This window comes from Halorubrum halophilum (genome assembly GCF_000739595.1).
Taxonomy (GTDB): domain Archaea; phylum Halobacteriota; class Halobacteria; order Halobacteriales; family Haloferacaceae; genus Halorubrum; species Halorubrum halophilum.
Window position 1 is genome coordinate 42,512 of the sequence record NZ_BBJP01000005.1, and the last position, 13,181, is coordinate 55,692.

The 13,181-nt window shown below is 70.3% G+C and carries 10 protein-coding genes; 3 read left to right on the forward strand and 7 right to left on the reverse strand.

The annotated features are described in order from the left end of the window. Positions 1 to 38: 38 nt before the first annotated feature. The 4 genes from ACP96_RS01525 to ACP96_RS01540 form a co-directional block, all read right to left on the reverse strand. On the reverse strand, positions 39 to 1,100 hold the full coding sequence (locus ACP96_RS01525; protein ID WP_050031857.1) for a phosphotransacetylase family protein: 1,062 nt from the start codon (positions 1,098 to 1,100) through the stop codon (positions 39 to 41). Further along, positions 1,097 to 3,211 carry an acetate--CoA ligase family protein gene (locus ACP96_RS01530; protein WP_050031858.1) on the reverse strand — a complete coding sequence of 705 codons (2,115 nt, stop codon included), beginning with the start codon at positions 3,209 to 3,211 and terminating at the stop codon, positions 1,097 to 1,099. The genes ACP96_RS01525 and ACP96_RS01530 overlap by 4 nt, the downstream gene beginning before the upstream one ends. Positions 3,212 to 3,335: 124 nt before the next feature. Further along, positions 3,336 to 5,150, reverse strand: coding sequence for a PAS domain-containing protein (locus ACP96_RS01535; protein WP_050031859.1), 1,815 nt, complete (start codon positions 5,148 to 5,150; stop codon positions 3,336 to 3,338). 100 nt (positions 5,151 to 5,250) lie between these two features. Then, on the reverse strand, positions 5,251 to 5,640 hold the full coding sequence (locus ACP96_RS01540) for a winged helix-turn-helix domain-containing protein (RefSeq protein WP_050025925.1): 390 nt from the start codon (positions 5,638 to 5,640) through the stop codon (positions 5,251 to 5,253). Positions 5,641 to 5,829: 189 nt separating this feature from the next. On the opposite strand from ACP96_RS01540, the gene ACP96_RS01545 reads away from it, so the two are divergent. From ACP96_RS01545 to ACP96_RS01555, 3 genes are all read left to right on the forward strand, one after another. Continuing rightward, a complete protein-coding gene (locus ACP96_RS01545) occupies positions 5,830 to 6,465 on the forward strand; it encodes a helix-turn-helix domain-containing protein (protein WP_050025931.1) in 636 nt (211 codons plus the stop codon). A 111-nt stretch (positions 6,466 to 6,576) separates the two neighbouring features. Beyond that, the gene (locus ACP96_RS19075) at positions 6,577 to 6,729 is read left to right on the forward strand and encodes a DUF7560 family zinc ribbon protein (protein WP_200895710.1); all 153 of its coding nucleotides are present in this window, start codon (positions 6,577 to 6,579) and stop codon (positions 6,727 to 6,729) included. 135 nt (positions 6,730 to 6,864) lie between these two features. Then, the gene (locus ACP96_RS01555; RefSeq protein WP_050025930.1) at positions 6,865 to 7,332 is read left to right on the forward strand and encodes a pyridoxamine 5'-phosphate oxidase family protein; all 468 of its coding nucleotides are present in this window, start codon (positions 6,865 to 6,867) and stop codon (positions 7,330 to 7,332) included. Positions 7,333 to 7,836: 504 nt separating this feature from the next. On the opposite strand, the gene ACP96_RS01560 is transcribed toward ACP96_RS01555, so the two are convergent. From ACP96_RS01560 to folP, 3 genes are all read right to left on the reverse strand, one after another. Then, positions 7,837 to 8,907: an NAD(P)/FAD-dependent oxidoreductase gene (locus ACP96_RS01560; RefSeq protein WP_050031860.1), complete on the reverse strand. Its 1,071-nt coding sequence runs from the start codon at positions 8,905 to 8,907 to the stop codon at positions 7,837 to 7,839. Between the two features lie 73 nt (positions 8,908 to 8,980). Beyond that, entirely contained in the window at positions 8,981 to 10,417 is a 1,437-nt protein-coding gene (locus ACP96_RS01565) for a DHH family phosphoesterase (protein ID WP_050031861.1), read from the reverse strand. Between the two features lie 36 nt (positions 10,418 to 10,453). After that, positions 10,454 to 13,117 (reverse strand): dihydropteroate synthase, encoded by a 2,664-nt coding sequence (gene folP / locus ACP96_RS01570; RefSeq protein WP_050031862.1) that lies wholly within the window; start codon positions 13,115 to 13,117, stop codon positions 10,454 to 10,456. Positions 13,118 to 13,181 lie beyond the last annotated feature (64 nt).

Here is a 13,181-nt window from a genome sequence, read left to right on the forward strand (position 1 = left end):
GCGAGGGGGATCCCCCTCGCTCAGCGACCGGCTCCGACTCAGACCAGCGCGTCCACGTCGACGTGCGCGTCGAGCAGCTCCGCCATCCGGTCGACGGTGCGGGCGTCGCGGGTGCGACCGCCGCGGACGATCCCCTCAGCGCGGTCGATCGCGGTGACCGTGTCGGTGTTCACCGCGAGGACGGGCTTGCCGGCGTCGGCCGCCTTCCCGAGCACGGCGCCCGAGGGGCGGTGGCCGCCGGTGAGCACGAGGCAGGCGACGCCGGAGGCCTCGAGCGCCGCGGTCTGCACGTCGGCGCGGTCGCCGCCGGTGATGACGGCGGCGTCGCGGGCGCGCCGGAAGTAGCGGAGCGCCTCGTCGCCGCCCATCGCGCCGACGAGGAAGCGCTCGACGAAGCCGTCGGTCGGGGCGTCGGTGAGGAGTTCGGCGCCGAGCTCGTCCGCGAGCTCGCCGACGGTGACGCCGGCCAGCTCCTTCTCGGACGGGATGGCGCCGAACACGGTGATCCCCTTCGACTCGAGGAACGGGATCCCGTCCTGATCGAGCGACTCGAAGGCGTCGTCGGAGACCTTGTTGAACACGACGCCGGCGAGGCGGTCACCGAACGCGTCGGCGGCCGCGAGCACCTCGTCGAGGTCGTTCGGCGAGTCGTACCCGGCGACCAGCACGACCCGCGCGTCGAGGAGTTCCGCCACGTCCACGTCGGTGAGGTCGACGACGCCGCCGGTGGTCCAGCGGCCACCGCCCTCAATGAACATGTGGTCGCGGTCGGCGGACAGCTCCTCGTACTCCTCCCGGATCCGGTCGCGGAGCGCGTCGGCGTCCTCCGTGCCGCGGATCGCGCCCTCGACGAACGTCGGCGAGTAGACGACGGGCTCCATCTGGTGCATCTCCGCGTCGAGACCGAGCACCTCGCGGGCGAGCATGGGGTCCTGATCGAGCGTCTTCCCGACGTTCGACTGGAGCCGCGTCCCCTTCGGCTTCATGTAGCCGACGCTGCGGTCGCGGTCGGCGGCGAGTCGCGCGAGCGCGACGGTGATCGCTGTCTTTCCGGCGCCTTCTCCGGTCGCGGTGACGAGTGTCGTGGTTGTGTCTGTCATTGGTCGAGTTCCTCCGGGTCAACGGTGAGTCTCACGTCGACGGCGGCGGCGTTCGTGCCGCCGTCGGCGTCGGGCAGTGCGACGAGGGGGTTGATGTCGAGCTCTAAGATCGCCGGGAAGTCGGTCACCAGCTGTGAGAGCCGGCCGATCGTCTCGATCACGGCGTCGACGTCGACCGGGTCGCGGCCGCGGGCGCCGCGCAGCAGCGGCGCCGACTGGATCTCCTCGGTCATCTCGCGGGCCTCCGGCTCGGAGACGGGCGCGACGCGGAAGGTGGTGTCCTCCATCACTTCCACGAAGATGCCGCCCAGCCCGAACATCAGCAGGGGGCCGAACTGCGGGTCGCGGTTCATGCCGACGATCGTCTCGACGCCGTCGTCGAGGTCGACCATCTCCTGCACTTGGACGCCGAGGACGGTCGCGTCCGGCTGGTAGTTGCGCGCCCGCGTGATCAGGTCCTCGTAGGTGTCCGCCACCTCGCCGTCCTCGACGCCGACGGCGACGCCGCCGATGTCGGACTTGTGGAGGATGTCTGGCGAGACGATCTTCATCACCACGCCGCCGTCGATCCCGGCGGCGACCTCGCGGGCGCGCTCGGGCGAGTCGACGATCTCGCCGGCGGGCGTGGGGATGCCGTACGCGTCGAGCAGCTCCATCGCCTCGACGCCCAAGCGGTTGTCGTCGCGCTCGCGCACCGTCCCGAGTATCTCGCGGGCGCGCTCGCGGTCGACGTCGAACGACATCGGGTCGGCGTACTCGCGCGCCTTGATGTCGCGGTACTCCGCGAGCGTCGCGAGGCTGTCGATGGCGCGCGCGGGGTCGAAGTAACAGGGGATCCCCTTCGACTGGAGCCGCTGTTTCGGCTTCCGAGTCCGGTCGCCCCCCATCAGGCAGGCGGCGACGGGGGCGTCCATCTCGTCGCTCACGCCGGTGATCGCCTCGGCGAGCTCGTCGAAGTCGATCGTCGCGGTCGGCGCGGCCAACACGAGGGCGGCCCCGACGTTGTCGTCGGCGACGGTGATCTCCAGCGCCTCGCGGAACCGCTCCACGTCGGCGTCGCCGATCACGTCGACCGGGTTGTGGATGTTCGCCTCGTCGGGCATCGACTCGGAGAGCCGATCGGTCGTCTCCCCGGTGAACGACGCCATGTCGAGGTCGGCGTCGCCGACGGCGTCGGTCGCCATCACGCCGGGGCCGCCGGCGTTGGTGACGATGGCGACGCTGTCGGTGTCGGGGAGCGGCTGGCTGCCTAAGATTCCGGCCGAGTCGAACAGCTCGTCGACCGACTCGGCGCGGATGACGCCCGCCTGGTCGAGGCCGGCCTCGTACGCCTTGTCGGAGCCGGCGAGCGTGCCGGTGTGCGAGGAGGCTGCCTGTGCCCCCGCGCTCGTCCGCCCGGACTTCACGGCGACGATCGGGGTGTCCCGCGTCGTCTCGCGGGCGGTCTCGATGAACTCGCGACCGTCCTCGATCCCCTCGAGGTAGCCGATTATCACGTCGGTCTCCTCGTCGTCGCCCCAGTGGTCGACGAAGTCGGTCTCGTCGAGGACGGCCTTGTTACCCAGCGAGACCACGTCTTTGAAGCCGATCCCGTTGTCGTTGGCCCAGTCGAGGACCGCGGTGACGAACGCCCCCGACTGGCTCATGAAGGAGAGCCCGCCGGGGAGCGCGTTCTCCGGGCCGAACGTCGCGTTCATCCCCGAGGGCGTCGACATAATCCCCAGACTGTTGGGGCCGACGAGGTTCAGGTCGTACTCGTCGGCTATCTCCGCGAGGTGCTGCTCCCTCGCGGCCCCGTCCTCCCCCGTCTCGCCGAACCCCGCGGTGATCACGACGACGTTCCGGACGCCGGCCTCGCCGCACGCCTCGATCGCGTCCAACACGATCGACGGCGGCACGACGATCACGGCGACGTCGGCGTCGGCGTCGGCCACCGCGTCGACGCAGGGCGTGCCGAGCACCTCGTCGTAGTTCGGGTTGACGGGAACGGTGTCGCCGTCGAAGTCGTCGAGCAGATTTGACGTGACGGCGCGTCCGACAGCCCCCTCTCGGGATGTCGCGCCGACGACGGCGACCCGGTCCGGGTCGAACAGCTCGTTGAGCGTACCCATCGGTACGTGGCTATACGCACCGACGGCTTAAGATCGACGGGAGCGTTCTCATATCCTGAATATTAATGAACGACCGTCCGGATCCATCACGGTGAGTTCGAGGATCGGCGAGGTGATCGCCCGTTCAGTCGGTGTCGTCGAACTCCTCCGGCTCCGAGCCGCGGTCTTCCGAATCCGAAGGCGCGGACCCGTCCGTTCGCATCCGCGTCTCCGATCGCTCCACGGCGGCGGTCCGCGGGCGGTTCGAGGGGCTCGCCTCGCGGGAGTCCCCGTCGGTCGCACCGGTCCTCGCGTTCGGAACTGAGAGGGTCACGAGGTTCCCGTCGCCGTGGGTGTCGAAGGTCAAGTCGCCGCCCGACCGGTTGGCGACCCAGTACACGAGCCACAGGCCCATCCCGCCGGTGTGACGCAGGTCGTCCATCTCCCACCGGTCGGTGATGACGTACCGCTCCTCGACCGGGATCGGCGGGCAGTTGTCGCGGATCGACACCTCAATCGCCTCGTCCGTCCCACGCACGTCGATCCGGACCCGCGGCGTCGACTCCGCGTGTTCGAGGGCGTTCTCGACCAGTTCCGCGATCGCGTAATCGAGCTCCGGGTGCGTGAACGCCCTCGCGTCCGGCGGATACGAGACCGACACTTGGGGGACCGTCGAACCGTCGTCTTCCGTCCCCTCGCTCACCGTTCCCTCGCTCGCCGTTCCCTCGCTCACCGTTCCCTCGCTCGCCGTTCCCTCGTCGGTCATCCAGTCCGCGTTCTCGGCTTCCTCTCCGGGATCGGCCTCAGCCGCGTCGCCGTCGGCGACTGGATCGCGATACGTGATGTCTATCGCCTCGTCGCAGTCGTCGACGACCATGCCGAGCGCCTCCTCGACCACGGGCGCGACTTCGACCGCTCGGGGCGACCCGCGCTGTCGCAGCAGGTCGATCACGCCGCGCTGCTTCTCCGCCGTCGTCAACAGGTCGGAGGCGATCCGCCGGATCGTCTCCGCGTACTCCTGTAAGTCCGCGCCGAGTTCGGCGAGGGCGTCGGGGTCGATCCGATTGCCGTCGGCCTCTTGGTCCGTACCCGCGCCGCCGCCCCACGCCTCTGGATCGAACGCGTCCGAGCCGTCGATGGAATCGACGATGCGCTCCGCGGTCCCGTCGACGATATTCATGTCGTTGCGGATCGTGTGCCGCAGGAGGTTATCCATCACGGCGAGCTGTCGCTCGCGGCGGTACTCCTCGGTGACGTCGCGGGCGAATCCGGTGACTGCGACGACCTCATCGTTCTCGATCACCGGCTCGCCGGGCACGCGGACCCACTTCGTGGTCCCGTCGGCAGACCCGAGACGGTAGTCGATCAGCGTCGACTCGCCGCTCGAGAGCCGCTCCATCGCCCGCTCGACGTACGGGCGGTCCTCGGGGTGGACCGCGTCGAGGAACTTCGTGGGCCGCCGTTCGAGCACGTCCGACGACACGCCGAAGACATCGTCGACGGCGTCGTTGACGAACAGCAGCTCGTCCCACTCGGCGGAGAACATCCAGAACACGTCGGACGAGACCGACGCGATCGTCTCCAGTCGGCGCCGAGACTCGACCTCGGCGGTGATGTCCCGCGAGGCCACCACGTAGCCGTCGATCCCCGTCTCTCCGGGCGGGTGCACCGTCGTCCGGAGCCACACCCATTCGTCGTCGTCGGTGCGGTGCCGGTACTCCAGCGGCTCGGCGGCCGCCCGCTCCCCGGAGGCGATCCGCGCGAACTTCTCTCGGATCCGCCCCTCGTCGTCGGGGTGAACGAGCGCGAACGCGTCCGCCCCGACGAGTTCGTCCGGTTCGAACCCGATCAAGTCGGCGACGGCCGCGTTGAGGTGCCGGTAGACCCCGTCTTCGTCGAGGACGGCGATCTTGTCCCCCGCGAGATCCAGAAGAACTGCGGGATCCGGCGACTCGGCCATATGGGTACCGCTTTCCGAGGCGGATGATAAGACTGGCCGCCTGATTATCACGAGAGAAATTCTTCGGCCGTGCGGTCGGTCGACCGCGACAGGTGGTAGATCAGTCGGCCGAGACGCCGGTGGTGTCGAACGCGGTGTTCACCGGGTCGGCCGCCGAGTCGTCGACGGTCAGCGTGACGCCGCCCTCGTCGAGCTCGATGGTGGCGTCGGTCGCGCCCCGCGAGTACTCCGCCGCGTGGTCGCCGTCGGGGTCGAAGCGAACGCCCTCGACCAGCAGGGGCGTCTCGCTGAGTCGTTCGACCTTGCGGTACGCGGTCGAGAGCGCGATGTCGCACGCCTCGGCCAGCTCGCTCGTCGTCATCGCCGTGTCGGCGGCCCCGAGGATCGCCCGGCAGTCGGGGTCGGCGAGCGCGTCGAACGTGTCGTCGAGGGTCTCGTCGCCTTCCGTCGCGGTCGTCGGTCCGGTCGCCTGCGGCGCGTTTCGCTTCATGGATGTAGGTAACGGCTCCACCCTCCCCAACACCGGCCCTACATATGTGGGGTTTTTTATAAGGAAGCGCCGATCGCGGCGCCTGCGAGCGAGCGCTGCGTCCGGCGGCGATCCGGAGGTCGACGACACCGACGCCGACGCGACGACGGCGTCAACGTTTTGCCGGCCGGCGGACACGAACGGACGCAGATGGGATCCGGAATCAGGGCGGAGGTCTCGCTCCCGACGGCGGCGCCCTCCCCGTTCGACGGCGTGGTCGACGGGTCGACGCCGATCTACAGCGTCGCGCGCAGTACGTCGACCGACGACCCGGAGACGGTCGTCCTCGAGTTCATCGCCGACGCGGACCTCCCGGTCCCCGACGGGGTCGAGGTCGTGTTCGACTACGGCGCCAAGGCCGCCTACCGGTTCGAGGCGCCGTGGGTCGAGGCGTCGCCGTTCGCGGTGCTCGACCGACACGGCGTCCCCGCCTCGGAGACCACGATCCGAGACGGGCGGCTGCTCGTCACGTTCCACGCGACCGACCTGCCGACGCTCCGCTCCGTGCTTGACGAGTTCCGGGAGTCCTGTTCCGATATGCAGGTGTTGCGACTTCTCCAGTCGTCGTCGACGCCCGAGGAGTCGGACCTGGTCACCGTCGACCGGAGCGAGCTGACCGAGCGCCAGCGCGAGGTGCTCACCGCCGCCTACGACGCCGGCTACTTCGACCACCCGAAGGGGGCGAACGCCGGCGAGGTCGCGGAGTCGCTCGACATCGATCGCTCGACGTTCTCGGAGCACATGGCGGCCGCACAGCGGAAGCTGCTCTCGACGCTGCTCGACTAGGTCCGGCCGCAGTCCGGCGATCACCCGCCTTCGAGTCCGGTGATCAGCCGGATTCCTGTGGCCTCGGAATTCGAACTATCCTTCATGTGGGTTCGTGTCGTACTCTGCGGTATGAGCCCACGGACGCACACCTTCGTCTGCCCAGAGTGTCGTCGCTCGATTGAGGTGGACGACGAGATGCGGGCGACGCTGATCGAGACGGGCTGTGTCGTCTGCGGTGCGCCCATCAGCGAGGGCGACATCGGGAACACCCAGACCGCGTAGGGATCGTCGTCGCTCGGGGCCGTCCCAGCCTCTTGCTCTCGTCGCACCCACTGCGGGTCCCCGTCACCGATAGCCGTCGGCTCCCCCTCGCCCGGTCTCGTGTCCTTTATCCCCTCGTACCCAGAGAGGTAGCGTATGGCGACGAGAAGCGAGGTCGAGATGTCCGACGCGGAGGTCGACGCGCTCCTGTCTCGGCACGAGACAGGTGTGCTGTCCCTCGCGCGCGACGAGACCCCGTACGCGATCCCGATCTCGTACGGATTCGACGAGGAGTCGCGGACCGCCTTCCTCCGGCTCGTGTCGACGCCCGACAGCGAGAAGCGGGAGTTCCTCGCGTCCGACCCGCAGGCCCGGATCGTGGTGTACGAGGAGGGCGGCGAGGGAGACCGCGAGGAGTACGCGAGCGTCGTCGCCGTCGGCACCCTCCACCGGGTCGACCTCGACGATCTCACGCCCGAGACGATCGCGCAGTACGGCGAGACGCAACGGCCCTTATTCGAGATCTGGGCCGACGGGAAGGAGAACCTCGACATCGAGCTGTACCGGTTTGAGCCCGAGCGACTCACCGGGCGGACGGTGGTCGTCGACCGCGACGAGGAGTAGGAATTCGCCGATCGCTTATAAACAGTCGTTCGTGGATCGTCGATTCGGGTTTTGTCGTTCTCGATCGCTTATAAGCGGCCTCTAGCGGACTTGCGGTGAACACCTCCAAAGCCCCAGCCGGCGACGACTCGCGCGCTTTGCTGCGCTCCTCGGTCGCTCACTTCGTTCGCTCCCTGCGGTACTTGCTGCAGCGTGCTTCGTCCTCGCGGCAGCGAGGCGCTTCGCGCCTCTGGCAGCCGGCGGCGAAGCCGCCGGCGACTGCCCCTTTGAGTCCCACCCGCACCGCACAGTCCCGCACCTCACGCCTCCCCAACCTCGTCAGTCGCCCTCCGCTTCGCTCCGGACGACTGACTCCCTCGCGCGGGCTCCTCGTGGCCGCCAAAGGCGGCCACTCGGAGGCGCGCGCCGACCGCAGAACGATTTATAAGAAGTCGTTGGTGCCGTCGCTCGGCGGCTCCGTCGCAGGTCAGTTGCTTAAAAAGGCGCTCGTGGTTCGGTCGCCGCTCAGTCGTCTGCGGCCGCGGCGTCGGCGGTCGGCTCGTACAGCTCGCCGGCGCGCTCGCGCTCGGTGAGGTACTCGTCGACGTCGAGCGCGGCCTTCACGCCCATCCCGCTGGCCGTGGCCGCCTGCTGGTAGTGGAAGTCGACCACGTCGCCCGCGCCGAAGAGGCCCTCGACGCCGGTCGCGGTCTGGTTCCCGCCGCGGCCGCCCTCGGTGATCAAGTAGCCGTCGTCGTCGGTCTCGATCCCGGTGCCTTCGAGGAAATCGGTGTTCGGGGTGTGGCCGATGGCGAAGAAGACGGCGCCCACGTCGAAGTCGTATTCGTCAACCTCGTCGGCGGTGGCGGGGTCGTCGAGCTTCTCCTTCGGGTGCCCGTCCGGGTGTTCGACGAGGCTCACGTGGTCGATGCCGTCCTCGGGGGTGCCGTGGATCTCGGTGAGTTCGGTGTTGAGGAGGAGTTCGATCTCGCCGTCTTCCACCTTCTCCATCGTGCGCTCGATCCACACGTCCTCGGCGCGGAACTCCTCGCGGCGATGGACGATGTAGACGGTGTCCGCGAACTTCGTCAGGAAGTTCGCCTCCTCCATCGCGGCGTCGCCGCCGCCGACGACGAGCATGTCCTCGTCGCGGAAGAACGCGCCGTCGCAGGTCGCGCACGTCGAGAGCCCGTACCCCATCAGCTCGTCCTCGCCGGGAACGCCGAGGGTGCGGGCGCTGGCCCCCGAGGCGGCGATGAAGGCGTCGGCGGTGTAGACGTCGCCGTCGGAGAGCTCGACGCGGAAGTGGCCCGCGGGCTCTTTGGTGACGTCCACGATGACCCCGTTGCGAGTCTCGGCGCCGAACTTCGTCGCCTGTTCTTTCATGTTGTTGATCAGCTCCGGCCCGGAGACCCCCTCGGGGAAGCCGGGGTAGTTCTCCACGTCGGTGGTGAGCGTGAGCTGTCCGCCCGGCTCGTCGCCTTCGATGAGCAGGGGGTCGTTGTTCGACCGCGCGGCGTAGATCGCGGCGGAGAGCCCCGCGATCCCGGTACCGGCGATCATCAGTCGGCGGTGTTCGACGGTGTCGTCGGTCATGGATACCGCTTCGCCGTCGCGAACTATGTAGGTTGCGCCCTCGGGCGCACGGAGCGGGAAGCAGCGAACGCCCTCAGTCGGTCGGGAACTGCGGCAACCCCCCCGCCGGCGGCGAGGGGGCGTCGTCGAGCGCCTCGAAGAAGCGCCCGGCGACGAACGCCTCGACGACGTCTTCGAGCGACTCCTCCTCCGAGACCTCCTCGAGGATGCCGAGCGGGACCTGCGCGCCGGCCATGGTCGCGTGGCCCCCGGCGGAGCCGACCGGGTCGAGCGCGTCGCGGAGCAGTTCGCCCACGTCGAGGTCGGCGCCCCGAGCCCGCGCCGAGCCGTAGATCACGCCGTCCATGTAGCCGAACACGAACGTCACCGCGATCCCGTCCAGATCGAGGAGGCGCTCGGACGCCTGCGCGAGCGCGTCGCGGTCGCCGATTTCGCCGACGCAGGAGGCGACGGTTGAGCCGCGCACGTCGCGGCCCTCGATGGCGCGCGCGAGCACGCGGAGCGTCTCCGGGCTCACGCTCGGGCTCTCGACGCGTTCGAGCGTCGACTCGTCGGCGAACGCCGACAGCGACGCGGCCGCCTCGAAGTCCGGGATCGACGTCGACCGCGTGAAGTCCTTCGTGTCGATCCGGATCCCGTACAGGAGGGCGGTCGCGAGGGCCTGGTCGGGTTCGATGCCGAGCCGCGAGAGGTACTCCTCGATCAGCGTGCTCGTCGCGCCCGCGTCCGGCCGGATGTCGACGAACTCCCCGGCGACGGGTCCCCGCGGCGGGTGGTGGTCGACGACGATGTCGACCGGGTGGTCTTCGGGGAGGCTGTCGTTGATCCCGGCGCGCGAGTGGTCGACGAGGGCGACCCCGTCGTAGTCGTCGAGATCGATCTCGTCGAAGGTCCGCAGCGAGAGGTCGAGCAGGTTCACCATCGCGCGGTTCTCCTGATGCGCTATCTCGCCGCCGTAACAGGCGTCCGCGGGGACGCCGATCTCCTCGGCGATCCGCTTCAGACCGAGCGCGCTCGCGATGGCGTCGGGGTCGGGGTTGTCGTGCGCGACGACGAGGAGGGGACCGGAGAGATTCCGGAGGACTCGAAACAGCCGGACCGGCTCCTCGTCGGCGTCGACGCCGGTGGCCTCGCGGACTCGTGAGACGACGGCCTCAACGGGATCGACGACGCGGTCGGCGGCCGCCTTCAGCGCGTCCTGCTGGGCCGCGGTCGGGTTCGTGCCGACGTGCGCGACGATCATCGCGTCCGGGTAGCGGCGTCGCGCGGCCTCCGCGGCGGCGACGTTCCGCGCCGGGTCGTCGCTCGCGACCAGCACGACAGCGGCGCTGTCGGGGTACGTCGCGGGGTCGGTCGGATCGGCCTCCACGGTGGCGACGTTGCGGTCGCGCAGGGTCGAGACCCACCCGGTGTCGTCGGTGATCGCGACGAGCTCGCCGTGCGACTCGCGGGTGCGCTCGACAAGCGTGTTCCCGACCGCGCTACAGCCGAGCAGCAGACGCCGGGCCATACCGGCGCGAGGGGGTCGCGACGCAAAACGCTGCCGTCATTCGTCGGGTTCGCTCCCCCCGGGTTCGTCCCCCGACGACTGCCCGCCCTCGTGCAGAGAGCCGTTCACCGCGGCGGCGACGTCGACCGCGGCGCGGTTCTCGGCGACGTCGTGGACACGAACGATGTCCGCCCCCCGATCGGCGGCGAGCGCGGTCGCGGCGACGGTGGCGTGCTCGCGGTCGTCCGGCCCTCGGTCGACCGCGTCGTACATCGACTTGTGGGAGTGGCCGATCAGCACCGGACAGTCGAGCGCGTCGAACTCCCGGGCGCGGTCGATCAGCTCGAACGCCTCGGCGGCCGACTTGCCGAAGCCGATCCCGGGGTCGACTATCACCTTCTCGCGGTCGATCCCGGCGGTCTCGGCCAGCGCGAGCCGCTCGCGGAGCGCCGTGATCACGTCGTCGACGGCGTCGTCGTACTCGGGGTCGTTCGTCGGGTCGACGGGGGCTTCGAGGCTGTGCATCACCACGACCGGACAGCCGGCGTCGGCGACGACCTCGCGCATCTCCGGGTCCGCCAGCCCGGTCACGTCGTTGATGACGTCCGCGCCCGCCTCCAGCGCCGCCTCCGCGACCGCCGGCTTCCGCGTGTCGACCGAGACCAGCACGTCGCCGTCGGCGACCGCTGGCACCGACCGGATCGCTTCCAGCGTCGGGACGACCCGATCGATCTCCTCGTCGACCGGCACGGGCTCGGCGCCCGGTCGCGTCGACTCGCCGCCCACGTCGACAATGTCGACGCCGGCCTCGACCATCCGCTCGACGCCCGCGACCGCGTCGTCGAGGCCCCCGTGTCGCCCCCCGTCGTGGAAGGAGTCCGGCGTGACGTTGAGCACGCCCATGACTGCGGTGCCGTCGGTCCAGGGGTAGTCGTCTGGGTCGGAGTCGTCTGGGTCGGAACCGTCGGAAACGGTGTCGTCGGGACCGGAGGCGTCACGCGAGTTCCCGTCGATCCCGATTCGGTCGGCGATGTCGTCCGCGATCCCCGCGAACTCCTCGCCCTCGCGCTCGCGGAGCCGGCCGAGAAGCTCGCGGTACTCCGCCACCGTCCCCGCGAGCGTGACGGGCACGCGCTCGCCGCCGGGGACGCGCCCCTCGCCGCCGCCGAGCCCGCCGATCGCGGCGTCGCCGCCGACTTCGCGGATGGCGGCAGTGATACGTTCCGCGCGGTCGCCGCGGAGCCGGAGCGAGAGGACGCGGTGGTCGATCCCGTCGGCGTTCGCTTCGGCCGCGTCCGGCGGCACTCCGCCGGAGTCGAGCGCGCGGGCCGCTCTCGTGGCCGGGTCGGCCCCGCCCCCGACCGACCGCGGAGTCACGGTTCGCATGCGCGCCGCGCGGGCCTCGGCGACCGCGAACAGCGAGCCGACGAGCAGCACGCAGTCGCCGGGGGCGGCGCGCTCGACCGCGCTCTCGAGTGCGGCAGCCACGTCGCCGCCGGCGGTCACGTCGCCGACGCCGGCGGTCCGGAGCGCGGCGGCCAACACCTCTGGGTCCTCCGCGCGGTCGAGGTCCGGGCGGCAAGTGACCGCGGAGGCGGCGTCCGGGAGCGCGCTCGCGGCGCTCGCGTGGTCCTTGTCGTGCATCGCGCCGTACACCAAATGGAGGTCGTCGTAGTCGTACTCGGCGAGGGTCCCCGCGAGGGTCCGGCAGGCGGCCGGGTTGTGCGCGCCGTCGAGCACCGTGAGCGGGGCCGTATTGATAACCTCGAACCGGCCGGGCCACGTCGCCCGCGCGAGGCCGTCGCGGACCGCGGTGTCGGGGAGGTGGGTGGCGGCCTCGTCCGCACCGCCGAGGGCCGCCGCGGTGCGCCGGGCGAGCGCGACCGCGATCCCCGCGTTCGTCGCCTGGTGGTCGCCGACGAGCGGGATCCGGTAGGTCCCGGTCACCTCGCCGGACAGCGTCACCTCGGCGTCGGTCGGGCTCACGCGCCCCTCGTAGGCGACGGAGAGGGCGTGGTCGGAATCGTCGCCGTCGTCGTTTTCACCACTCTCTCTCACCCCCGCAACCGTCGCGACCGGGGCGCCAGCCTCGTCGGCGACCCCGCGGACGACCGACAGGGCCTCGCCCTCGCAGGCGGTGACGAAGGGGGCGCCCGGCTCGGCGATCCGCGCCTTGGTGCGGGCGATCTCTTCGATCGTGTCGCCGAGGACCGCGGTGTGTTCGAGCGAGACGTTGGTGACCGCTGTCGCGACGGGGTCGACCGCGCTGGTGGCGTCGTACTCGCCGCCGAGCCCAACCTCGAGGACGGCGGCGTCGACCTCGCGGCGCGCGAACTCGCGGATCGCCATCGCCGTGACGACTTCGAAGAAGGTGAGCGGTTCGCCGGCCGCGGCGCGCTCGACGAGCCACGGCTTCACCTCCGCGACGAAGTCGGTGATGGCGTCCTCGGTCATCGCCAGCCCGTCGACCCGGATCCGCTCGGCGAGCGCGGAGAGGTGCGGGGAGGTGTAGAGGCCGACGGAGAGCCCGGACTCGCGCAGGATCGACTCGGTCATGCGCGCGGTGCTTCCCTTCCCGTTCGAGCCGGCGACCTGCACGAACGACACGTCCTCCTCCGGGTTCCCGAGGTGGTCGAGCAGCGCCGCCACGCGCTCGGTCCCCGGCTTCACCGAGAAGCGGCGGAGGTCGAAGAGGAACGCCGCCGCCTCGTGGTAGTGCATACGCCGTGGGTCGGCTCGCCGTCGCTTAGGCGTAACGGACCGGGACGATCGCGGATTCCGCGGC

What these genes read in the sequence shown, in the direction of transcription:
- ACP96_RS01535 (WP_050031859.1), bottom strand. Translation starts at nt 5,150, where the DNA reads ATGGCCGAGTCGCCGGATCCCGCAGTTCTTCTGGATCTCGCGGGGGAC.
- ACP96_RS01545 (WP_050025931.1), top strand. Translation starts at nt 5,830, where the DNA reads ATGGGATCCGGAATCAGGGCGGAGGTCTCGCTCCCGACGGCGGCGCCC.
- ACP96_RS01565 (WP_050031861.1), bottom strand. Translation starts at nt 10,417, where the DNA reads ATGGCCCGGCGTCTGCTGCTCGGCTGTAGCGCGGTCGGGAACACGCTT.
- ACP96_RS01525 (WP_050031857.1), bottom strand. Translation starts at nt 1,100, where the DNA reads ATGACAGACACAACCACGACACTCGTCACCGCGACCGGAGAAGGCGCC.
- ACP96_RS01540 (WP_050025925.1), bottom strand. Translation starts at nt 5,640, where the DNA reads ATGAAGCGAAACGCGCCGCAGGCGACCGGACCGACGACCGCGACGGAA.
- folP (WP_050031862.1), bottom strand. Translation starts at nt 13,117, where the DNA reads ATGCACTACCACGAGGCGGCGGCGTTCCTCTTCGACCTCCGCCGCTTC.
- ACP96_RS19075 (WP_200895710.1), top strand. Translation starts at nt 6,577, where the DNA reads ATGAGCCCACGGACGCACACCTTCGTCTGCCCAGAGTGTCGTCGCTCG.
- ACP96_RS01560 (WP_050031860.1), bottom strand. Translation starts at nt 8,907, where the DNA reads ATGACCGACGACACCGTCGAACACCGCCGACTGATGATCGCCGGTACC.
- ACP96_RS01530 (WP_050031858.1), bottom strand. Translation starts at nt 3,211, where the DNA reads ATGGGTACGCTCAACGAGCTGTTCGACCCGGACCGGGTCGCCGTCGTC.
- ACP96_RS01555 (WP_050025930.1), top strand. Translation starts at nt 6,865, where the DNA reads ATGGCGACGAGAAGCGAGGTCGAGATGTCCGACGCGGAGGTCGACGCG.